General features: G+C 61.4%; 18 protein-coding genes. 9 read left to right on the plus strand and 9 right to left on the minus strand.

Going from position 1 to position 22,984, the window contains the following annotated elements; translation table 11 throughout:
* Positions 1-10 precede the first annotated feature (10 nt).
* The 4 genes from glgX (at position 11) to CJ178_RS07845 (ending at position 6,662) form a co-directional block, all read left to right on the plus strand.
* Positions 11-2,365 carry a glycogen debranching protein GlgX gene (gene glgX, locus CJ178_RS07830; RefSeq protein WP_095886490.1) on the plus strand — a complete coding sequence of 785 codons (2,355 nt, stop codon included), beginning with the start codon at positions 11-13 and terminating at the stop codon, positions 2,363-2,365.
* Between the two features lie 10 nt (positions 2,366-2,375).
* On the plus strand, positions 2,376-4,730 hold the full coding sequence (gene treY, locus CJ178_RS07835; protein WP_095886491.1) for a malto-oligosyltrehalose synthase: 2,355 nt from the start codon (positions 2,376-2,378) through the stop codon (positions 4,728-4,730).
* Between the two features lie 110 nt (positions 4,731-4,840).
* Positions 4,841-5,653, plus strand: coding sequence for a mycofactocin-coupled SDR family oxidoreductase (locus CJ178_RS07840; RefSeq protein ID WP_092800635.1), 813 nt, complete (start codon positions 4,841-4,843; stop codon positions 5,651-5,653).
* Positions 5,654-5,732: 79 nt separating this feature from the next.
* Positions 5,733-6,662: an NADP-dependent oxidoreductase gene (locus CJ178_RS07845; protein WP_045070263.1), complete on the plus strand. Its 930-nt coding sequence runs from the start codon at positions 5,733-5,735 to the stop codon at positions 6,660-6,662.
* A gap of 16 nt (positions 6,663-6,678) precedes the next feature.
* Here the strand turns inward: CJ178_RS07845 and CJ178_RS07850 are convergent, their stop codons facing one another.
* Positions 6,679-7,098 carry a PaaI family thioesterase gene (locus CJ178_RS07850; protein WP_239654798.1) on the minus strand — a complete coding sequence of 140 codons (420 nt, stop codon included), beginning with the start codon at positions 7,096-7,098 and terminating at the stop codon, positions 6,679-6,681.
* 55 nt (positions 7,099-7,153) lie between these two features.
* Between CJ178_RS07850 and CJ178_RS07855 the strand changes: the two genes are divergently transcribed.
* The gene (locus tag CJ178_RS07855; RefSeq protein ID WP_045070266.1) at positions 7,154-7,747 is read left to right on the plus strand and encodes a TetR/AcrR family transcriptional regulator; all 594 of its coding nucleotides are present in this window, start codon (positions 7,154-7,156) and stop codon (positions 7,745-7,747) included.
* Between the two features lie 34 nt (positions 7,748-7,781).
* Here the strand turns inward: CJ178_RS07855 and CJ178_RS07860 are convergent, their stop codons facing one another.
* From CJ178_RS07860 to CJ178_RS07870, 3 genes are all read right to left on the minus strand, one after another.
* Positions 7,782-8,138, minus strand: a complete 357-nt coding sequence (locus CJ178_RS07860) for a PLD nuclease N-terminal domain-containing protein (protein ID WP_095886492.1) — start codon at positions 8,136-8,138, stop codon at positions 7,782-7,784.
* Positions 8,139-8,194: 56 nt separating this feature from the next.
* The gene (locus CJ178_RS07865; RefSeq protein WP_033230976.1) at positions 8,195-8,824 is read right to left on the minus strand and encodes a TetR/AcrR family transcriptional regulator; all 630 of its coding nucleotides are present in this window, start codon (positions 8,822-8,824) and stop codon (positions 8,195-8,197) included.
* Positions 8,825-8,902: 78 nt separating this feature from the next.
* Positions 8,903-9,091, minus strand: coding sequence for a DUF1918 domain-containing protein (locus CJ178_RS07870; RefSeq protein ID WP_033230977.1), 189 nt, complete (start codon positions 9,089-9,091; stop codon positions 8,903-8,905).
* Between the two features lie 174 nt (positions 9,092-9,265).
* Between CJ178_RS07870 and CJ178_RS07875 the strand changes: the two genes are divergently transcribed.
* Together CJ178_RS07875 and treZ are read left to right on the plus strand one after the other, a co-directional pair.
* Positions 9,266-11,257 carry an MFS transporter gene (locus CJ178_RS07875; protein ID WP_033231434.1) on the plus strand — a complete coding sequence of 664 codons (1,992 nt, stop codon included), beginning with the start codon at positions 9,266-9,268 and terminating at the stop codon, positions 11,255-11,257.
* A gap of 86 nt (positions 11,258-11,343) precedes the next feature.
* A complete protein-coding gene (treZ, locus tag CJ178_RS07880; RefSeq protein WP_045071093.1) occupies positions 11,344-13,065 on the plus strand; it encodes a malto-oligosyltrehalose trehalohydrolase in 1,722 nt (573 codons plus the stop codon).
* Between the two features lie 26 nt (positions 13,066-13,091).
* Here treZ and CJ178_RS07885 read toward each other — a convergent pair whose 3' ends face one another.
* Positions 13,092-14,636, minus strand: coding sequence for an MFS transporter (locus CJ178_RS07885; RefSeq protein ID WP_033230978.1), 1,545 nt, complete (start codon positions 14,634-14,636; stop codon positions 13,092-13,094).
* A 141-nt stretch (positions 14,637-14,777) separates the two neighbouring features.
* Between CJ178_RS07885 and CJ178_RS07890 the strand changes: the two genes are divergently transcribed.
* Positions 14,778-15,299, plus strand: coding sequence for a TetR/AcrR family transcriptional regulator (locus CJ178_RS07890; protein WP_033230979.1), 522 nt, complete (start codon positions 14,778-14,780; stop codon positions 15,297-15,299).
* A 19-nt stretch (positions 15,300-15,318) separates the two neighbouring features.
* Here the strand turns inward: CJ178_RS07890 and ilvA are convergent, their stop codons facing one another.
* The 3 genes from ilvA to CJ178_RS07905 are packed head-to-tail and all read right to left on the minus strand — an operon-like array spanning position 15,319 to position 18,946.
* Positions 15,319-16,674: a threonine ammonia-lyase IlvA gene (gene ilvA, locus CJ178_RS07895; RefSeq protein ID WP_033230980.1), complete on the minus strand. Its 1,356-nt coding sequence runs from the start codon at positions 16,672-16,674 to the stop codon at positions 15,319-15,321.
* Positions 16,675-16,720: 46 nt separating this feature from the next.
* Positions 16,721-18,496 (minus strand): pyruvate dehydrogenase, encoded by a 1,776-nt coding sequence (locus tag CJ178_RS07900; protein ID WP_095886493.1) that lies wholly within the window; start codon positions 18,494-18,496, stop codon positions 16,721-16,723.
* Positions 18,497-18,511: 15 nt separating this feature from the next.
* The gene (locus CJ178_RS07905) at positions 18,512-18,946 is read right to left on the minus strand and encodes a nitroreductase family deazaflavin-dependent oxidoreductase (protein ID WP_033230984.1); all 435 of its coding nucleotides are present in this window, start codon (positions 18,944-18,946) and stop codon (positions 18,512-18,514) included.
* A gap of 172 nt (positions 18,947-19,118) precedes the next feature.
* On the opposite strand from CJ178_RS07905, the gene CJ178_RS07910 reads away from it, so the two are divergent.
* Positions 19,119-19,349, plus strand: a complete 231-nt coding sequence (locus CJ178_RS07910) for a hypothetical protein (RefSeq protein WP_033230985.1) — start codon at positions 19,119-19,121, stop codon at positions 19,347-19,349.
* Between the two features lie 86 nt (positions 19,350-19,435).
* On the opposite strand, the gene dnaE is transcribed toward CJ178_RS07910, so the two are convergent.
* Entirely contained in the window at positions 19,436-22,972 is a 3,537-nt protein-coding gene (dnaE, locus tag CJ178_RS07915) for a DNA polymerase III subunit alpha (RefSeq protein ID WP_033230986.1), read from the minus strand.
* Between the last annotated feature and the right edge of the window lie 12 nt (positions 22,973-22,984).

Genomic DNA, 22,984 nt, shown 5'->3' on the forward strand with positions numbered 1-22,984 from the left:
GGGTTCGTTCATGGAGCAGTCGCCGACAGACAAACCTGCCAGCACACCGATCGCCGTGTGGCCGGGCAGCGCATATCCTCTGGGCGCGACGTACGACGGCGCAGGGACCAACTTCTCCCTGTTCTCCGAAGTTGCCGACGCCGTCGAACTCTGCCTGATCGCCAAGGACGGAACCGAAACCCGAATCCGGATGGACGAAGTGGACGGATACGTCTGGCACGCCTATCTGCCCTCGGTATCCCCCGGTCAGCGCTACGGCTACCGGGTGCACGGTCCGTACGATCCATCTGCCGGACTGCGCTGTGACCCCAGCAAATTGTTGCTCGACCCGTACGGCAAGGCCTTTGCCGGCGACTTCGACGGCGATCGTTCGCTGTTCTCCTACGACATCGATGCGGCCGACATGGCTGAAGCGAACGACGACAACACGATTCCTGACACCGGCGAACTCGAGGAAACTGCTGCCGAAGAACCTACCGGCGAAGAAACAGGCATCGACGAAACAGTTGCCGAAACAACCCAGGTCGAAGAAACACCCGAAGACGACACCGTCGATACCGGCGACACCGCAATCGAAGACGACGAGTTGGTCGACGAACCCTCGACTATCTCTTTCCCGCAGCATGATTCGCTCGGTCACACGATGTCTACCGTAGTGATCAACCCATTCTTCGACTGGGCGTCGGACCGCTCACCCGGGCGCCCGTACCACGAAACCGTGATCTACGAGGCGCACGTCAAGGGTATGACCGCCGCGCATCCCGGAATTCCGGAGGAGCTGCGCGGAACCTATGCCGGACTGGCACATCCGGTGATCATCGACCACCTGACCAACCTCGGAGTCACCACCATCGAACTGATGCCGGTGCACCAATTCATGCACGATCAGGTGCTGCTCGATCAGGGACTGCGAAACTACTGGGGTTACAACACCTTCGGCTTTCTCGCTCCACACACCGACTACTCCTCGGCCGCCAAACCCGATGCGGCCGTGGCGGAATTCAAGGCCATGGTGCGCAGCTTCCACCAGGCGGGTATCGAGGTGATCCTCGACGTGGTCTACAACCACACTGCCGAGGGAAACCACATGGGGCCGACCATCAGCTTCCGCGGAATCGACAACGCCGCCTACTACCGCCTGGTCGACGGCGACGAAGCGCACTACATGGACTACACCGGCACCGGAAACAGCCTCAATGCCCGTCATCCGCACACGTTGCAACTCATCATGGACTCGCTGCGTTACTGGGTCACCGAAATGCACGTCGACGGATTCCGTTTCGACCTCGCGTCCACACTGGCCCGCGAACTGCACGACGTCGACCGACTGTCCGCGTTCTTCGATCTGGTGCAACAAGATCCGGTTGTCAGTCAGGTCAAGCTGATTGCCGAGCCGTGGGACATCGGAGAAGGCGGCTACCAGGTCGGCAACTTCCCCGGACTGTGGACCGAATGGAACGGCAAATACCGCGACACGGTTCGTGACTACTGGCGCGGCGAACCGGCAACACTCGGTGAATTCGCGTCCAGGCTCACCGGATCGTCCGATCTGTACGAGGCCACCGGTCGGCGTCCCGGCGCCAGCATCAATTTTGTCATCGCTCACGACGGTTTCACTCTCCACGACCTCGTCTCGTACAACGAGAAGCACAACGAAGCCAACGGCGAGAACAACAATGACGGCGAATCACACAATCGGTCCTGGAACTGCGGCGTCGAAGGCCCCACCGACGATCCCGAGATCCTCGAACTCCGCGCGCGCCAAAGTCGCAACATTCTTGCCACGCTGATGCTGAGCCAGGGCACCCCGATGCTCGCACACGGCGACGAGATGGGCCGAACTCAGTTGGGTAACAACAACGTCTACTGCCAGGACTCCGAACTGTCCTGGATGGACTGGTCACTGGCGGAGACTAACGCCGACCTCGTCGAGTTCACCAAACGCGCTATCGCGTTGCGCGCCAAGAACCCCGTGTTCCGGCGTCGACGGTTCTTCGAGGGTCGGCCCATCCGCAGTGGTGATCAGAGCCGTGACATCGCGTGGCTCACTCCCGCCGGCGAGGAAATGACACCGGCGGATTGGGACAGCGGTTTCGGTAAATCGTTAGCCGTGTTCCTCAACGGCGAAGCTATCCCCGAGCCGAACTACCGCGGCGAGCGCGTAGTGGGCGATTCATTCCTGTTGTGTTTCAACGCCCATTACGAAGACATGGAATTCTCCACTCCCAATGCCGACTATGCGGCGGAGTGGACGGTGGTACTCGACACCTCGATGCCCACCGGCGAAAGCGATGTGGTGATTGAAGCCGGAACGGTTCTGGGCGTCCGCGCTCGTGCATTGATGGTCCTTCGCAGAACGGCCTGAGGAGACAACGATGACGCCGATCACCAGCACGTACCGCCTGCAACTGCGACCAGACGCGTTCACGCTCCACGACGCGGCCGGTATCGTCGATTACCTTGACACTCTGGGAGTTTCACATCTCTACCTCTCCCCCGTCCTGACGGCGACGTCCGGATCGACCCACGGGTACGACGTCACCGACCCCACCACCGTCGCTGAGGGTCTCGGTGGCCGAGAGGCACTGGTGAAGCTGTCGGGCGTGTGCCGAGAACGCGGCATGGGACTGATCGTCGATTTGGTGCCCAATCACGTCGGAGTGGCCAAACCCCACGAAAATGCTTGGTGGTGGGATGTTCTCACGTACGGGCGGGCATCTACGTACGCAGACTTCTTCGACATCGACTGGGACAAGGACAACGGGGCGGACGGAAAGCTAGCTCTCCCGGTGTTGGGAAAGCCCGCTGATCTCGACTCCCTCACCGTCGATCACGCCACCGCGACACCGCTTCTCGCATTCTACGAACATCGGTTCCCCATCGCCCCGGGAACAGGCACGGGATCGGCTCAGGAAATCCACGCCCGTCAGTCGTACCGGCTTGTTCCGTGGGACGCCGGAATCATCACTTACCGGAGATTTTTTGCCGTCAACGAACTCGCGGCATTGCGCCAAGAAGATCCGCGGGTTTTCGAACTCTGCCACCGTGAACTGAAATCGTGGGTCGACGAGGGCCTGATCGACGGGGTTCGGATCGATCATCCCGACGGACTTGCCGATCCGGTGGAATACCTCGAACGCCTTCGATTGTTGCTGGGACCGGATCAGTGGATCGTGATCGAGAAGATTCTCGGGCACAGCGAACCACTCGATCCATTACTTCCCGTCGACGGCACCACCGGGTACGACGCTCTGAACCAACTGGGCGGAGTATTTGTCGATCCCAGCGGCGAGCACGAGCTTTCCGAACTGTCCGGCGCCTTGACCGGCAACGACGGCGACAGCACCTGGCTACATCACACAGAACGTCAGTTCAAACGTGAGACGGCGCGCGGTGAACTCGCCCCTGAAATCCGTCGCCTGGTGCGGGCTATTCGCAGCGAAACCGGAACCCGATGCAGCGACAAGGCGCTCAATGACGCAGTTGTGGTTGTCATCGCACGAATGCCGGTGTACCGCTCCGACTACAGCCCCCTCGCCGGGCTGACGGCTCGGATTGTCGGCGGAATCCACGAACTTGCTCCTGGCCACGAGGAAGCCTTCAACGCCCTGGCGCAGGCACTGTCCGGCGGTGGCGAGGCGGCGGTCCGCTTCCAGCAGGTGTGCGGCGCAGTGATGGCAAAATCCGTCGAGGACCGGTTGTTCTATCGGACTGCGCGATTGATCTCGCGGCAAGAAGTCGGGGGCAATCCGGCCGCGTTCTCCATTTCAGTTGCCGAGTTCCACCTCGCCAATTCCGATCGGGCTCGACTGTGGCCCGCAGCGATGACCTCCCTGTCCACCCACGACACCAAACGCGGCGAAGACGTTCGCGCCCGGATCAACGTCCTGTCGCAGATGCCGGAAGTGTGGTCGAGGCTGGTGCAAGACTGGGAAGAGGTGGAACCCAGCCCCGAACCGATGACAGGATTGTTCCTCTGGCAGAACATCGTCGGCGTGTGGCCGGTGGGTGAGGCTGCCCCCGACTTCCGCTCACGTCTGCACGCATACGCCGAGAAGGCAATTCGCGAGGCCGCGCTCGCGACCTCGTGGAATTCTCCGGATTCGTCATTCGAGACGGCAGTCCACACCTGGATCGACAACGTCATCGACGGCCCGGTCGCCGCATCGATCACACAACTTGTCTCCCGCATCGCCCGACATGCCTGGTCTGACTCGTTGGGACAGAAACTACTTCAGATCTGCGGACCGGGAATCCCGGACATCTACCAGGGCACCGAACTCTGGGAAGATTCGCTGGTGGACCCGGACAACCGTCGATTGATCGACTTCGATGTCCGTCGCGGGCTGATTGACAGCACCGAAACCTCCGTCGACGCGACCGGCGCAGCAAAACTCCATGTAGTTCGCACCGCGCTGACATTGCGACGCGAGTACCCCTCTTGGTTTGTCGGCGGCACCTATCTCCCGGTTCTGGCATCCGGTGAGAGCTCAGGGCACGTCGTCGGATTCTCGCGCGGTCCTCGAGGTGGGAAGGCCGCCGTCGTTGCACTAGCTACCCGGCATTCGATGGTCCTCGCAGATCACGGCTGGGGTGACACGGTGATCGGGCTACCGGAGGGCCGCTGGACCGACAATGCAACCGGCAACGTCATCGAGTCGTCTCGTGCCGGCGATATTTTCCGCGGCGGTCCTACTGCTCTACTGATTCGCGAGACCGAATCACCGTGAACCGGGCCTGCCCGTGTATTCCGGTGAGCGGGTTACGTGTCCTGCAACACACTTTCCCACGCTAACTTTCTTGGTACCAGCACTACAGGACCATCGAGAGGTTGCACACTATGTCCACAGGTCGCTACACCGGCAAGGTCGCATTCATCACGGGAGCCGCTCGCGGTCAGGGCCGCGCCGAAGCAGTTCGGCTCGCCGAGGAAGGCGCCGACATCATCGCCGTCGACGCGTGCGTCCAATTCGATTCCACCTCGTATACCGGAGCAACCGAAGACGACTTGGCCGAGACCGTCGAACTGGTCAAGGCACTCGACCGCCGAATCGTCGCCACCAAGACCGATGTCCGCGACTTCGACGCGCTCTCGGCCGCACTCGACTCCGGTATCGCCGAACTCGGCCGCCTCGACGTCGTAGTTGCCAATGCCGGAATCTGTTCCGCGAACATGTCCTGGGAGATCACGCCCGAGCAGTGGAAGGAAACGCTCGACGTCAACCTCACCGGCGTCTTCTACACCGCGAAAGCCGCAATCCCGCACCTGATCAAGCAGGGCACCGGCGGCTCGATCATCTTCACCAGTTCCGTGGCCGGCCTGCGCGGGCTTCCGTTTCTCGGCCACTACGTCGCCAGCAAACACGGCATCACCGGTCTCGCGAAGACCATGGCGTCGGAGTTGGGGCAGTACAACATTCGAGTCAACACCATCCACCCACACGGTGTGGCCACCGGGATGCAGATGACGGATATGCAACCCCTCATCGCGGAACACGCTCACACACTCGGACCGATCTTCATGCAGACCCTGCCCGATCCGGTCAGCCAGCCGGAAGACATCGCCGCAGCGGTCGCATTCCTGGGATCGGACGAAGCGCACCACATCACCGGAATTGCCATGCCGCTCGACCTGGGAACCTTGCTTCGCTGATCGAGTCACACCGAACAAAATCAATGAATGTGCAGCGGGTCTCGGGAATATCGTTCCACCGAGGCCCGTTGCGCCACACATGACCAAAACAGTGATAGCGCAGAAATACGGAAGCCCCGATGTTCTGAAGCTGATCGACGTGGAGGTTCCGCCGCCGGCGCGCGGAGAAGTACGCGTCGACGTCAAAGCAATCGGCGTCAATCCCTTCGACTACAAGCTCTACAGCGGTGCGTGGGGAACCGATCCGAGCAAACTGCCGATACATCTCGGTGGTGAGGCTGCCGGAGTTGTGTCAGCGATCGGCCCCGATGTCACGACAGTTGCCGTCGGCGACGAAGTGATCGTCAGCCCGGGAAGTGGCCTGTACTCCGAACAGGTTGTGGTTCCCTCGTCGTCCGTCACGCCAAAACCTTCTTCGATCAGTTGGGAGCAGGCGGCCGGACTCCTTCTCGTCGGCGGAACTGCAGTCGACGCCCTCGACACCATACGAGTCGGCTCCGGGGACACCGTCCTCATCCACGGCGCGTCCGGCGGCGTCGGCGCTATTGCGGTTCAGCTCGCCGCAGCACGCGGTGCCACCGTGATCGGCACTGCGGGAGCATCGAATCAGGACTACGTGCGCTCGCTCGGCGCCACGCCGGTGCTCTACGGCGACGGCCTCGAAGCCCGCGTTCGTGAACTCGCACCGAACGGTGTCGACGCCGCTTTCGACACCGCCGGAACTGACGAAGCCGTCGATACATCTTTGGCATTGGTCGCCGACAAGGGCCGTATCGTCACCATCGTCGCGTTCGGACGCGCGCAGACCGACGGCTTCGCGTCTGTCGGCGGAGGCAATCCGGCAAGTGCCGAAGCACGTTTGAAGGCTCGCTCCGAACTGGTCGAACAAGCCGGGTCCGGACACCTCACCGTGAAGATCGCCAAGACCTTCCCGCTCGCAGACGTCGCACTCGCTCACACCGAGTTGCAGAGTTCCCATCCCGCCGGGAAGTTCATCCTCATTCCCTGAGGTTGCCCGAGGTTCCCTAAGCCTGAGCGGCGAGTGGAACCAACAGGGTGGTGCCGAACGCGACGAGCACGGATTCGCCTTCGCGTTCGGCATGAACCTCGGCGGTGACGAATACCTGCTTGCGCCCGGTCTTGACCGAGCGTGCCGTGGCGACAAACGCAGTTCCGACCCCTGGACTCACGAAATTGACCGCGCAGTTGGACGCCGCCACTACGCCCACTTGCGTGAAAGCAGCAAATCCGCACGCAGTGTCGATAAGCCCCGCAACCAGTGCAGCGTGCAGATGTCCGGCGTACTGCCCAAGATCCTCACGCCACTCGAGTCGCAGACTCACGCGACCCGGTTCAGCCTCCGCGACCTCGAATCCGGCCCACCGGTTGAAAGCTGCCGACGCGTTGACCGCCCGCAACTGCTCGAGCATCTCGGAATTCTTCATGTAGACCAGTCTACATAGATTGTGGTGGATCGCCGGGGTGTTTAAGCTCCAACTCGTGGCGACTCCCCCGAAACACCGCGAAGCACTAGTTCGAGCAGCGGCCGATCTGTTTCGACGCCAGGGGTACGCGGCGACCGGTCTCAACGAGATCCTAAAGTCGAGCGGAGCCCCGAAAGGTTCGCTCTACCACTACTTTCCCGGCGGCAAAGAGCAGATCGGCACGGAGGTCGTCCGTGTCGGCGGGCAGCTGGTGGCCAACACCCTCACCGAACTCGCCGACAACAACCCGGACGCCGGCTCACTGCTGCGCGAGTACTCCCGGTTACTCGTCGGATGGGTGAGCGATTCAGACTTCCACGAAGGCTCACCGATCACGACGGTGCTGTTGGAACTTGCCCCCGATTCGGAGAGCGTCACCGCCGCCGGACAGGCCGTCTACCGACAGTGGTCGTCGATACTGAGTGACTCGTTGATTGCCTCAGGTGTCGCACACACTCGAGCGGAACGGCTTGCGGTACTGGCTGTATCGGCACTCGAGGGTTCACTGGTACGGGCTCGTGTCGAACAATCAGGGCAGCCGATTATCGACTCCCTCGGCGAGGTGGCAGACCTGTTCGATGGCGCGATTGCCGCGGCGAAGGTGCCCTGAGCGAGACACCGGAAACGAGAGCGCTATCGGTGGCTCATATCCGGCCGGCGTCGCCGTCGCCACGCTGCTGCTTCGCGATCCGTCGCTGCTCCTCGGCGCGGGCACGGCACTGTCGGAGGAATTCCTCGTCCGCGGCCGGATCGGCGGCAACTGCCCGCCCGGGACGCTCGTATTCGCCGTACCCGGTCGATCCGACGTACCCCGCCGGTGCGTTATGTCCGCGCCCGACGATCAGCCACAGCACCGACCCGAGCGTCGGCAGGAAGATGATCACCAGAATCCAGACCACCTTGGGTACGTGCTGGATGTACGCGTCGTCGCGAGTGATGGCGTCCACGATGCAGAAAATCCACAACAGCATCGTGATGAGTCCGAACAAGGCGTAAGGCACGCTGGATTTCCTCCCAGATTCGAAAAACTCCCGCCATGCTAGCTAAAACAGACCGATTAGTACATTAGATTCGTCCGAATCGCGAATTCGAGCCACTCGCGGTAATCGTTGACATTCCAGCCTCCGATCGACCGCAGTTGCTGGTGCACGTGCGGCGAGACCAGGGCCGCGAGAACGCCCGACGCCTTGTCCACCGAAATGTCATTGCGCAACAGTCCGTGTTCGGAAAGACCTTCCGCGATCGACGTGGCATTGGCAAAGGACTGTTCCGAAGATTCCGCGGCCAGTCGACGCATATCGGCGTCGGCGCCCGACGACTGGACCGCCGTCATCATGAGTGGACCGGCCCGTTCGAGCAGACCGACGCTCTGTTCCACGATCTGCGCAACCAACCTCCGGACGTCGTCGGGATCAGAGTGGTCACGGCGCACGGGCGCACTGTCGTCGCCCGACTCCGCTTCGAGCGCATGACTGAATGCCGCCTCGAAGATCTCGAGCTTGCCCCCGGGAAATGCGGTGAAGACAGTGCGAGGGGCGACACCCGCGGCGTCGGCGATATCCTTGGCCGTCGCGCTGACGTAGCCCTTGTCGACAAAGAGCGCAGCACCGGCATCCCGGATCAATTCACGCGTGCGCCGGGCCGCGTCGCCGCGAACCTTCGATTGATAGTGCCGCTTCTCGATCACAGAAGAACTCTAGCGGCCCTTTCCACCAACTGCATTGAATGCAGTGCGGATGCAGATAAAATAATTGCAGGTCATGATCTATTTTTTCGGATGATCGATCCAACCATCACTGCCCGGGAACACCAGAACTTCATGTCCGTCGTCATAGCGCACTAGATACGGCGGAGCGCCGTTCTCGCCGTGCACCTCGATCACCTCGGCCGACGTCTCGGGCTGACCCACCACTCGACCCTGCACATGTAGACGATCACCTACCTGGGCATGCATGTGAATTCCTCCCTCGAGACGAGTACTCGGAATTCGGGTTCCCCACCGCGTCGTCGAATAACCCCGATGCGGCGCGGTGACAAAATCCACACCGGATTACGTGGCGTCAGCGAGGTAAACAGTGGTTCACTCTATGGTGAACGCACATTCACCTCGTCAAGGAAGGCCCCCACCTTGGCTCTGCACTCGGCACCTGCCGCCCGCCGTTCCAGCGGACTCATCACCGGAATCCTCTGCCTCTCCGGAACTGTGGTCGCCCTACAGCAGACGATGGTCATTCCGCTCCTCCCCGATTTCCCGAAAATTCTCGGCATCAGTTCCGACGACGCTTCGTGGCTAGTCACGATCACACTGTTGACAAGTGCGATCGCGACACCCATCGTCTCGCGCCTGGCCGACATGTTCGGAAAACGACGGATGATGCTGATTTCGATGGCGATGATCGTCCTCGGGTCGCTGATCGCGGCTGCCGGCGGCACGTTTGTGACACTGCTCATCGGACGCGGATTGCAGGGATTTGCCATCTCGATGATTCCTGTCGGCATCAGCATCATGCGAGACGAGCTACCCAAGGACAAGGTCGCATCGGCCACGGCACTGATGAGCGCCACCCTCGGAATCGGCAGCGCGCTAGGCCTGCCGCTATCGGGATTGATCTTCGAACAGTTCGGATGGGAAGCGATATTCTGGCTTTCCGCTGCTGTCGGCGTGATGCTGATAGTCGCAGTGGCGCTTGTCATTCCCGAATCCAGCGTGCGCACCCGCGGAAAATTCGATTTCCTGGGCGCGGTCATGCTGTCCGTTGCCCTGGCAGCACTCCTCCTTGCCATCTCCAAGGGAGCGCGGTGGGGATGGACCAGCGAGCCGACAATCCTGATGTTCGTGCTCGGCTTCACCGTTCTGGCGCTGTGGTTCCCTTACGAGCTTCGCGTGACACAACCCATGGTCGACCTGCGGACCTCGGCCAAACGCCCGGTCTTGCTGACCAACCTCGCGTCAGTCATGGTCGGTTTCTCCATGTACGCCAACAATCTGTCGACGACGCAGCAACTGCAGATGCCGAAAATCTCCGGCTACGGCTTCGAACTCGGTGTAATGGCAGCCGGAATCTGCATGATCCCAGCGGGTCTCGCCATGGTCTTCTTCGCACCGGTGTCCGCGAAAATCACCAAACGATTCGGAGCCAAGACAACGCTGATGGTCGGCGCAGTGGTGCTCGCCGGAGCGTATGTGGCCCGCGTCTTCCTCACCGGTTCTATTCCGCTGATCGTGATCAGTGCCGCCGTCGTCAGCATCGGCACGGCCATCGCCTACTCCGCGATGCCCATGCTGATCATGCGGTCGGTGCCCATCACGGAAACCGCGTCGGCGAACGGACTCAACTCGCTCCTGCGTTCCGTGGGCACCTCGATGTCGAGCGCAGTAGTTGCCGCGATGCTCACAGCATTGGTGATCCCGTCCGGTCCCGGCGCCGGACTGCCGTCGCTCGACGCATTCAAGAACATCTTCTGGCTCGCTGCCCTTGCTGCCGTCGCCGCCCTGGCCGCAGCCGCCTTCATTCCGCGTTACGGCGCCAAGCCCGAATCTGCCGTACGTCCCGTCACGCCCGAGGGCTTCGAAATCCCCTCCACCGACAACGACATCGTCGTGGCAGGGCGTGTGATTCGTGCCGACAAGCGCCCGGTCAAGCAAGCCGTCGTCACCGTCATGGACATGGCCGGGTCGCCCGTGGACTGGAGTCGCGCCGACAACGAGGGAGTCTTCTCACTGGCATTGCCCGAACCCGGGCGCTATCTCGTGGTGACCAGTGCTGACGGATGGTCACCGACGTCGCAGGTCATACGCTTCGATAATGCGGAATCAACACATACCGTGATGTTGGGCGAACGACTGACCATCTCCGGACAGGTCACCATTGCCGGCCTACTGACCTCCGGAACCGTGATCACGCTGACCAAACCGACCGGCGAATTTGTGGCCTCCACGCTCACCGACCACGCCGGACGGTACGGAATCGCGCTCCCCTCGTCTGGCCGGTACATCCTCACGGCACTCGCCGACGACGGAGCAGGCTCGCAAGCCAGACAGATTGCCGTGATCGCGCAATCGACGTCCGTCGACTTCGACGTGCCGTTGGAACAGGTCCCGGTACCGAGTCGCGTCTGAGTGCGCGGCACAGTCAAATCCGAGTGCGCGGCACAGTCAAATCTGAGTGCGCGGCACAACCGGGCAAAACCAGGCATGCTGATGCCGTGCACACATTCGAGGTCTGGGCGCCCACTCCGGAATCAGTACAGGTCGACGTCGACGGCGTAGTTCACGCGATGACACGGGATTCCGATGGTTGGTGGCGCGCCGCTGTCGATTGCACCGAGAATGCTCGCTACGGCTTTGTCGTCGAAGGGGCAACCCTTCCCGATCCGCGATCCCCGCGCCAACCCGACGGGGTTCACCAACGCTCACAACTGCATACCCTCGACCACGCTGCGTGGTCCGATAGCGCCTGGACAGGGCGTCAACTCGCAGGCTCGTCGGTCTACGAACTTCACATCGGAACCTTCACTCCCGAGGGGACATTCGACGCCGCGATCGAGCGCCTCGATCACCTGGTGAATCTGGGAATCGGGTTCCTGGAGATCATGCCGGTGAACGGCTTCAACGGAACTCACAACTGGGGTTACGACGGCGTGCTCTGGTACACCGTCCACGAGGCGTACGGCGGCCCGGATGGGTTGCAGCGCTTGGTGAATGCAGCACATCAGCGCGGACTGGGCGTTCTCCTGGACGTGGTCTACAACCACCTCGGCCCGTCGGGCAACTATCTCGAACGCTTTGGCCCGTACCTCACCGACGGAGCCAACACATGGGGGCGCACCATCAATATCGGTGGTCCGCAGTCCGGTGAAGTACGCGAGTACATCACCGAGAACGCACTGCGCTGGATGCGTGAATTCCATATCGACGGCCTCCGCCTCGACGCCGTCCACGCGCTGGTCGATCACACCGGCACCCACATCCTCGAGGAACTTGCCGTCCGTACCGAAACGCTGTCCACCCATCTCGGCCGGCCGCTGACACTGATCGCCGAAAGCGACCTCAACGACGCCACCCTGATCACCGCGCGGGCGGCGGGAGGTTTCGGCCTCAGCGCACAGTGGGACGACGACATTCACCATGCAATCCACACGGCAGTCTCCGGTGAGCGTCAGGGCTATTACGCGGATTTCGGTTCACTGGAAACACTCGCGAACACGTTGCGCCTCGGTTTCTTTCACGCGGGCACGTACTCGTCATTCCGCGGACGGGTCCACGGCCGCCCCATCGACATCACGCATCAGCCGGCAAGTGCGCTGCTGGCCTACACGTGCACGCACGATCAAATCGGAAACCGTGCACTCGGAGACCGTCCGAGCGCCTACCTGACGCCAGGACAGCTGGCCGTCAAGGCCGCGCTCGTGTTGCTCTCCCCTTACACGCCGATGCTGTTCATGGGCGAAGAATGGGGTGCATCAACGCCTTTCCAGTTCTTCACCTCGCATCCGGAGCCCGAACTGGGCGAGGCAACCGCCAAGGGACGCAAAGCGGAGTTCGCGGCCCACGGTTGGAACACCGACGATATCCCGGATCCGCAAGACCCCCAGACCTTCCTGCGATCGAAACTGAACTGGGACGAACTTACCGAGCTGCCACACACTCGAATCCTGGCGTGCTACCGCGATCTGATTGCGTTGCGCAAGAGCCGAAGTGACCTCACCGACCCGTGGCTCGGGCACCTTCATGTCGACTACGACGAGGACAAGCGGTGGATAACGCTGCGCCGCGGCACCTTACAGATTGCCTGCAATCTTGGACCGGACGCGGCCCACGTCCCGGCCGGCGGAACCCCCATTCTCTGGTGGGATCGACCGACACAGGACGAGACCGCGTCCGCAACAGTGGTACCTGGGTATTCGTTTGTCGTGCTGGAGAACTAACGCTTCGCGTTCTGCTGTTTCATGCGTTAACGCTTCGCGTTCTCTGGTGTACTCCGCAGCATCCGCAGAACCAGCGCCGCACAGATGAACAGTACGAGCGCTGTCGCACCGGTCGCCACATGCATACCGTCGACAAAGGCCGACTTCGCGGAATCGACCAGCACCGAGCCCGCGTCGCCAGGCAGGTGAGCGGCTTCCTGAATGGCGCCGCCGAGTGTGCCCTGCGCCGCATGCGCCTGATCCGCGTCGAGCATGGACGTGTCGATTCCCTTACGGAAAATCGCCATGACCACACTGCCGAGGATCGCGACACCGAGTGCAATACCCAGTTCGTATGCAGTTTCCGACACTGCCGAGGCTGCACCGGCTCGCTCCGGCTCAACAGAACTGACCACCAGGTCGGAGGTGAGCGTCAGTGCAACACCGACACCCGCGCCAACCAGTCCGAAGCCCGCAACGAATGCCAGTGGCCCGCTGTCGACACCGAGTGCCAGCAGCATCGCCGCGCCGATACCAGCGACAATGAGACCGGCACTGAGCACCTGCGTCACTGTCCAACGTCGAACCAGCCAGGCTGCGGCGACGGCAGTGAAAGCACTGAGCAACATGCCGGGCAGCATGAGCAGACCTGCGTCGAACGCACCGTTGCCGAGGACCAACTGCAGGTACTGCGAGCCGAAGAACAGCACACCGGCCAGCGCGAAGATCGAGAGGAGGTTCGTCAGAACCGCCGTGGTGAACGACGGGTTGGAGAACAGTTTCAGATCCAGCATCGGATCCTTCAGACTGCGCTGACGACGGACGAACGCAACACCCGCGGCAAGACCGAACGCGGCAATTCCCAGCATCGTCAGATCGATACCGTGCACCACGGATTCCTTGACCGCGTAAACCAGCGGAAGCATCGTGGCCATCGACAATGCGGCGCTGACCAGGTCGAATCGACCCGGGTTGGGATCCTTGGACTCCGGGATCAGAATCGGGCCGAGCGCGAGAAGTGCGATCATGACCGGAATGTTGATCAGGAACACCGAGCCCCACCAGAAATGCTCGAGCATCCACCCACCGATCAGTGGTCCGGCTGCCGTACCACCGCCGGCCATCGCGCCCCAGATGCCGATGGCTTCGGTGCGCTGGCGCGGGTTGACGAAAATGGTGCGGATCAGACCGAGCGTCGCGGGCATGAGCGTCGCACCGGAAATACCCTGCAGCACGCGGGCACCGATCAGCATCTCCGGACTTGTGGAAACGGCCGCGACGACCGAAGCCAGACCAAAGCCGAAAGCACCGATCAGCAACAGCTTTCGCCGTCCGATGCGGTCGCCGAGTGTACCCATCGTGATCAGGAGACCGGCAAGGATGAACGAATAGACGTCGATGATCCACAGCAACTGTGTGCTGCTCGGTTCAAGGTCCGCGCTGATGAACGGGAGCGCAAGATCGAGCACTGTGCCGTCCACCGCGATGAGCAACACGGCAAAGGCCAGGACCACCAGTCCTGCCCAGTCACGTTTTGTTGCCCGAACGTCCTCGGGATTGATTGCAGACGTGTGATCTGCCGACACTGACATGGCTCTTCTCGCAACTTTCCGTGAGTCGACTACGCATTCACTGAACAGAATTTCACTGAACCGTCCAGCCGGTACAGTGATGACAACACTAACAGTCAACCGTCTGGGCGGTAAAGTTATTTCCCGGTACAGTTTCATCACATGGCTGAAGGCACACGCGATCGCATTCTCGACGCACTGGAGAAGTTACTGCTGGTCAATGGGGTCGCACAGGTCACCCTCGAGGCAGTCGCAGCACAAGCAGGAGTGTCCAAAGGCGGGCTTCTGTACCACTTCCCGAGTAAGGAAGCTCTCCTCGCGGCCATGGTTCGCAGACTCGGCGAACGCTCCGATCAGCAACTTGCGGATGCTGTTGCCGGCGGAACCTCGGCAAGCGAGTTCTACCTCCAGATCCCGGAAGCGACCGAACACGAAGAACTATCACTATTCCGATCGATCATCGCTGCACTACGCACCGTCGACGGACAGCACGACGAAATCCAGAAGGCCGTCACCGACGTGATGCGCAGCTGGGATCAGGGACTGCAAGCCGAGATCTCCGATCCCGTTCAAGCGGAAATCATCCGCCTCGTTGGCGATGGCCTCTACCTCGCCGCAATGCTCGGACTCCCCCAGCCCGATCCCGAACTCCATCGCCAGGTGGTCGAGCGTCTACTGCCCTGACCACCCGGCGCATGAAGTGTTATGTCAGATACCGATAAGCCGGGCTACCCGGCTCTAGTCGCTCGGACTGCATCGGCGCCCGCTCCATCCGTTCGAGCAACGACGCCAAACCGTCGGCCGAGCCCAGTTCGATACCGACCAAGGCAGCACCCGTCTCACGGTTGTTGCGCTTGACGTACTCGAACAACGCGATGTCGTCGTCCGGGCCGAGTACCTCGGACAGGAAACGACGCAACGCCCCTGGCTCCTGCGGGAAGTCCACCAGGAAGTAGTGCTTGAGACCCAGATGCACCAGCGAGCGCTCGAGGATCTCGCCGTAACGGGAAACGTCGTTGTTGCCGCCCGAGATCAAGCACACCACGGTGGAACCAGGTTCGAGCGTCAAATTCTGAAGGGCCGCAACGGAAAGCGCTCCCGCAGGTTCGGCGATGATGCCCTCGTTCTGGTAGATCTCGAGCATCGCCGTGCAGATGGCACCTTCGTCGATCTGGTTCACGACAAATGATCCGGTCCCGGGAATCGCGGACAACTGCTTGGCGACCAACGGCAACGACGCATGAGAGACCACGGCAGCGCCGAGCCTCGATACGACCTCGAACGGAACATCACCGATCCGCTTGACCGCCGCACCGTCCACAAACGGATCGACCACCGGCAGCGTCACAGGCGCACCGGCAACCAGAGCAGCTGTCATGGACGCCGCACCCGAAGGTTCGATACCCACGATCGACGTCTTCGGCGAACGCTCGTGCAGGTACGTGGCAATACCGGCGATGCACCCACCGCCACCAACCGGAACAACAATCGCGTCGAGGGGGGCGTCCAGTTGCTGCAGGATTTCGGCGGCAATAGTTCCCTGACCCGCAGCGGTACGCACATCGTCGAACGGCGGAACCATCGTGGCACCGGTCCTGGCGACATCCTCGGCCGCAGCTGCGGCAGCAGCGTCGTACGTTTCACCCACCATGAAGAGTTCGACAAAATCGCCGCCGTGAGCGCGGATTCGGTCACGCTTCTGCTTCGGAGTGTTAGCCGGAACGTAGATCCGTCCGCGGATCTGCATTGTGCGGCACGCGTACGCAACACCCTGTGCATGATTTCCGGCACTGGCCGTGACGGCACCGGCGGCTCGTTCCGCCTCCGTCAGCTGTGACATGAGGTTGTAGGCACCGCGGATCTTGTACGAGCGAACACCTTGCAGGTCCTCACGCTTGAGGTAGACCTTGGCACCGGTCAGCGCGGACAGACGCTCGCTGTACTGCAGAGGTGTAGCCGCAATAACGTTCTGAATTCGCTCGATGGCCGCGTCAATTTCCCGCGCATCGAGCGCGGGCAGAGTGGACTTGGTAGCTACGACATCGGGCGAGTTAGACACTCCGCCATTTTTGCACGTCCGAGCGCAAGGTTTCCATCGCGGTCACCTACCCTCTCGGGTTGAACTGCGACGGACGCGGCACGTTCCGCAGATTCGACTTTGCCATCTGCACGGCCTCGCCGACGCCACCGTTCATCACCATCTTCGACATCGCGAGAGCGAAGCCCTTGACCTGACCACCGGTTATGTTGGGCGGCAACGACAATGCCAACGGATCCGTCACAAGATCGACCAACGCGGGACCGTCGTGATCGAGTGCCTCACGTAAACCTGATTCGATGTCAGCAGGATTCTCGATCCGTCGCGAGTAGATTCCGAGAGCGGCGGCGACGCCCGCATAGTCGACAGCGGGAACGTCGACTCCGAAATCAGGCAAGCCGTCCACCAGCATTTCGAGCTTGACCATACCGAGCGTGGAGTTGTTGAACACCACGATCTTGACCGGCAACTTGTACATCGCCACTGTCACCAACTCGCCCAGCAGCATCGACAGACCGCCGTCGCCGGAGACCGAAATAACCTGCCGGCCAGGACTCGCCCACTGCGCACCCATCGCGTGTGGCAACGCATTAGCCATGGAACCGTGCAGGGCCGACGACAGGAATCGCCGCGATCCGTTGGGAGTGAGATACCGCGCCGTCCACACGTTGCACATACCGGTGTCCGCGGTGAAGATCGCATCCTCGGCAGCAAGATCGTCGAGGATCGACGCCGCGTACTCGGGGTGAATCGGGGTGCGCTGTTTCACCGGATCGGTGTACGCGCCGACAACTTTGGTCATCAATGTTCTGTGCACCTCGAGCATGTCGTCGAGGAACGCTCGATCCGACTTCCGCTCCACCTGGGGTATCAACGCCGCCAGCGTCGCAGCGACATCTCCGTGCACCGCAAGATCCAGGCTGGTTCGACGCCCCAATTTCTCTGCGGCAGAATCGATCTGAGCAGTACGAACGGTGTGCGGCAGAAACTGATCATACGGGAAGTCTGTGCCGATCAGCAGCAACAAGTCAGCCCCGTGCATACCGTCGTGCGCCGCGCCGTACCCGAGCAGCCCGGTCATGCCCACGTCATACGGATTGTCGTACTGAATCCACTCCTTACCGCGGAGGGAGTGCCCGATCGGAGCGCCGACCGCCTCGGCCAGCGCGAGCACTTCGTCGCGGGCACCTCGCACGCCGGCTCCGGCAAAGATCGCCACCTTCCGCGACGCGTTGATCACGTCTGCCAGGGCGCGTACATCACCGGCGTCTGGCACCAGCGTCGGACGACGAGTTGCGACCAGCGTCGGCGGTTCACCCTCGACCGGGCAGTCCGCGATATCACCGGGGAGAACGATCACGGATACGCCGCTTCGGGCGACCGCGTGCGTGATTGCGGACTGAACAACACGCGGCGCCTGCGCTGCGGTGCTGATCAGCTCGGTATAGCTCGAACACTCGATGAAAATTCGCTCAGGATGGGTTTCCTGGAAATAACCCATACCGATCTGAGCACTCGGAATGTGCGACGCAATCGCCAGGACCGGCGCGCCCGAGCGATGTGCGTCGTAGAGCCCGTTGATCAGGTGCAGATTTCCCGGTCCACACGAGCCCGCACACACGGCCAACTCGCCGGTGATCTGGGCGTCGGCCGCAGCCGCGAACGCGGCCGCCTCCTCGTGACGAACATGAATCCAGTCGATACCACCCTTGGCAGAGCCACCGGTGCGCCGCACGGCGTCCACCACAGGATTGAGACTGTCTCCCACGATGCCGTAGATCCGGGAAACCCCGGCATCCACGAGCTGTTGAACCAATTGATCTGCAACAGATTTCGGACTCATCGGGCCTCCGTAGATCTACTTGGGTTCGAGCACGAACACCGGAATCTCTCGGTCGGTCTTCTTCTGATAGTTCGCGTAGTCGGGGAATGCCGCAACTGCGCGCTCCCACCAGATCGCCTTTTCGTCGCCCGTTACCTCACGCGCAACCATGTCGAAGACCTGCGTCGCATCACGCAACGTGACATTCGGATTTGCCTTGACGTTGTAGTACCAGACGGGGTTCTTGGGCGCGCCTCCCAAGGACGCCACAACGGCGTACTTCCCGTCATGCTCGACACGCATCAACGGCGTCTTGCGCACCTTGCCGGACTTTGCGCCGATGGTCGTGAGGATGACAACGGCCATCCCGTTGAGTTCGTTCCCCTCGGTGCCACCGGAGCTCTCGATCTGCTCGACCTGATCTGCTGCCCACGTAGCGGGACTGGGTTCGTATTCACCTGTAATTGGCATGGGTACAAGTGAACACCGACTGTCTGACCTTGGCCACCGCAACACGCACACTGCACGGTGATCGATACAGTGATGCACCCATCAATAAAGTTCGCTTGCCCGAAACCAGCTATCTGGATACCCTTAAAGTCCAGAACGGACCACAGAGACGACAGAGACGGTAGGTGACCTCATGACAACCGCAGGTTTCGATACTCGCGTGTCACGTCGGAGCACCGACAACAGCGTCGACATCGCCGGCACGCTGTGGCCGCTGTACAAACTCGAAGCGCTGGCAATCGGTCTGGTCGTCTTTGTTGCCACCCTCGCAATCACCACGTCCATGCAGCCGGCAGTCCTCATCGCCGCCGCCGCGACGGTGGTTACGTGGTGGGTTCGCAGAAATTTCTACTCCCGCAGCTAAGTCTCTCGCTTCGCTCTTTCAGGACATACACAAACGTCTCGTTCACTTGGCTTCCCAGGTGAACGAGACGTTTGTTGTATGAGGCCCTAAACCGCCAGGCAGCCAGGCCCGAGGAGCGCCTTGAGATCGCCCATCAGAGCTGACGACGGCTCTACCCGCAGAACGTCGTCGACCTTCCACATCGTGATCTCGTTGCTTCCGATCAAACGGACATGCACGTCCGACGTGCCCGGGTGGCGGGTCAGGATCTGCTTGAGCGCGCCCAACTTGTCCTTGGTGCACTGACGCAGCGGCAACGACACCGAGAGCGGTCGCGCCACGCCGATAGCCGAAAGATCCGGCACCGCAAGATCGTTGCCGATCAACGACATACGGTCATCTCGAATAGACACCCGCGCCTTCACCAGAACGATCGCATCCTCGGCGATGTCCATGCCGTACACGGCGTACGCCTGAGGGAAGAACAGCACCTCGATACCGCCGACCAGATCCTCGAGTTGCACGATGCACCAGGTGAGGCCGTTCTTGTTCACTCGGCGATCGACCGACGCAATAATGCCTCCCAATGTGACCTGCGCACCGTCTTGGACACCACCGTCGAGGATTGCGGCAATCGAGGTATCGGACTGCTGCTTGAGGATATGTTCGACGCCGTTGAGCGGGTGCCCGGAAACGTACAGCCCCAACATCTCTCGTTCGAGCGCAAGGCGGTGTTTGGTTTCCCATTCCTCTTCGGGAATGCGAACGTCGAACACCGACGCGATGGACTCGTCCACTTCGGACCCGCCGAACAGGTCGAACTGTCCGATGGCCTCCGCCTTCTTGGTGCTCATGACGGCATCGATAGCGTCGGCGTGCACCAACATCAAGCCCTTACGCGGATGTTCGAGAGAGTCGAATCCGCCTGCCTTGATGAGGGATTCAGTAACCTTCTTGTTGCACGCCATCGCATCGATCTTGCCGAGATAGTCGGAGAAGTCGGTGAACTTACCCTTCTCCGTGCGCGCTTTGATGATGGATGCCACGACATTTGCGCCCACATTGCGGACGGACCCCATACCGAAGCGGATGTCCTCCCCCACCGTCGCGAAGTCGACGCGCGACTCGTTGACGTCAGGCGGCAGCACCGTGATGCCCATCTTGCGGCAGTCGGCAAGATAGACAGCGGACTTGTCCTTGTCGTCGCCGACCGAGGTGAGTAGACCGGCCATGTACTCGGCCGGATAGTTCGCCTTGAGGTACGCGGTCCAGAACGAGACGAGACCGTAACCAGCTGAGTGCGACTTGTTGAATGCGTAGCCGGCGAACGGGAGAACGGTATCCCAGAGCGCCTTGATGGCGGCTTCGCTGAAGTTGTTGTCCAACATGCCCTGACGGAAACCGGCGTATGCCTTCTCGAGTTCGGACAGCTTCTTCTTACCCATGGCGCGGCGCAGCAAGTCGGCCTGCCCCAGGGTGTACCCGGCCACCTTCTGCGCCAGTTGCATGATCTGCTCCTGGTAGATGATCAGGCCGTACGTCTCCGAGAGGATCTCCGCGAGCGGTTCTTCCAGCTCGGGGTGAATGGGGCTGACTTCTTCGAGCGCGTTCTTACGCTTGGCGTACGAGATGTGGGCGTCCACACCCATCGGACCCGGCCGGTACAGTGCCAGTGCGGCCACGATGTCGCCGAAACCGGTGGGCTGCATCAGTTTCAGAAGCTCACGCATACCGCCACCGTCGAGCTGGAACACGCCGAGAGTGTCGCCGCGCGCCAGGAGTTCGTACGTAGCCGGGTCGTCCATCGGCAACGTGTCGAGGTCGATGTCGATACCGCGGTTGGCCTTGATGTTCTCGAGTGTGTCACCGATGACGGTGAGGTTTCGCAGACCAAGGAAGTCCATCTTGAGTAGACCGATGGCCTCACACGACGGGTAATCCCAGCCCGTGATGATCGCACCGTCCTGCGCGCGCTTCCACACCGGAATCGCATCCATCAACGGCTCGGACGACATGATCACGGCACAGGCGTGGACACCCGCGTTACGGATCAGACCCTCCAGACCCACCGCGGTCTTGTAGATCTTCGCGACGTCCGGGCTGGAGTCGATGAGCGAGCGAACCTCGGCAGCTTCCTTGTACCGCTCGTGCTTGGGATCGGTGATACCGGATACCGAGATGTCCTTGGCCATGATCGGCGGCGGCAATGCCTTGGTGATCTGGTCGGCAATAGCAAAACCGGGCTTACCGAACTGCACGCGAGCGGAGTCCTTGATGGCAGCCTTGGTCTTGATGGTTCCGAACGTGATGACCTGCGCGACGCGGTCATCGCCCCACTTCTCGGTGGCGTAACGCACCATCTCGCCGCGACGGCGATCGTCGAAGTCGATATCGATATCAGGCATCGACACGCGCTCGGGGTTGAGGAATCGCTCGAACAGCAGACCGTACGGAAGCGGGTCGATGTTGGTGATACCCATCGCGTACGCCACCAACGAACCTGCAGCGGATCCACGACCGGGTCCGACGTGGATGCCCACTTCTTTTGCATGGTTGATGAGGTCACCGACCACCAGAAAGTAGGCCGGGAAGCCCATCTCGTTGATGACGCCGATCTCGTAGTCGGCACGCGCGAGGTACTCCTCGGGCGGGCCGCTGGGGAAACGTCGATCCAAGCCGCGCATGACCTCGGCGCGCAGGAACGTCTGCTGCGTATGTCCTTCGGGTACCGGGAAGATCGGCATCCGGTCGTGGAACTTCCACACGTCCTCGTACGACTGGACGCGCTCACCGATTGTCACTGTGTTGTCGCAGGCTCCGGGAACTTCGCTGTCCCAGATAGCCCGCATCTCGGCCGCGGACTTGAGGTAGTAACCGTCGCCGTCGAACTTGAAGCGCGTGGGATCCGAGAGCGTCTTACCGGTCTGGATGCACAGCAGCGCCTCGTGGTTCTCGGCTGCGTCCTTGGTGACGTAGTGGCAGTCGTTGGTCGCGAGCGGCGGAATGCCGAGCTGCTGACCGATATTGAGCAAACCCTCACGCACCCGACGCTCGATCGAGAGACCGTGGTCCATCACCTCGAGGAAGAAATTGTCAGGGCCCCAGATTTCCTGCCACTTCGCTGCCGCTTCGAGGGCTTCACGATCATGCCCGAGTCGCAGGCGCGTCTGGATCTCACCGGACGGGCAACCCGTGGTGGCAATGATTCCCTCGGCATGCGAGGCGATGAGCTCCTCGTCCATACGGGGCCACTTGCCCAACTGGCCCTCGATGGACGCAAGCGAAGACAGTTTGAAGAGGTTGCGTAGGCCTGTCGCATTTTCCGCGACCATCGTCATGTGCGTATACGCGCCGCTACCGGAGACGTCGTCGGACTTCTGGCTGCGATCGCCCCACAACACACGCTTGGTGTTGAACCGGGATTCCGGCGCGATGTACGCCTCGATACCGATAATCGGCTTGATCCCGGCCTTGACCGCTTCGTTGTAGAACTGGCTGGCGCCGTACATGTTTCCGTGGTCGGTCATACCGACGGCGGTCATGCCGAGCCGAGTGGCCTCCTCGAACATGGCGCCGACCTTGGCCGCGCCGTCGAGCATCGAGTACTCGGTGTGATTGTGAAGATGAACGAACGAGTCAGCCACGTGCGCCTCTCT

The sequence above is a fragment of the Rhodococcus sp. ACPA4 genome, assembly GCF_002300185.1.
Taxonomy (GTDB): Bacteria; Actinomycetota; Actinomycetes; order Mycobacteriales; family Mycobacteriaceae; genus Rhodococcus_F; species Rhodococcus_F globerula.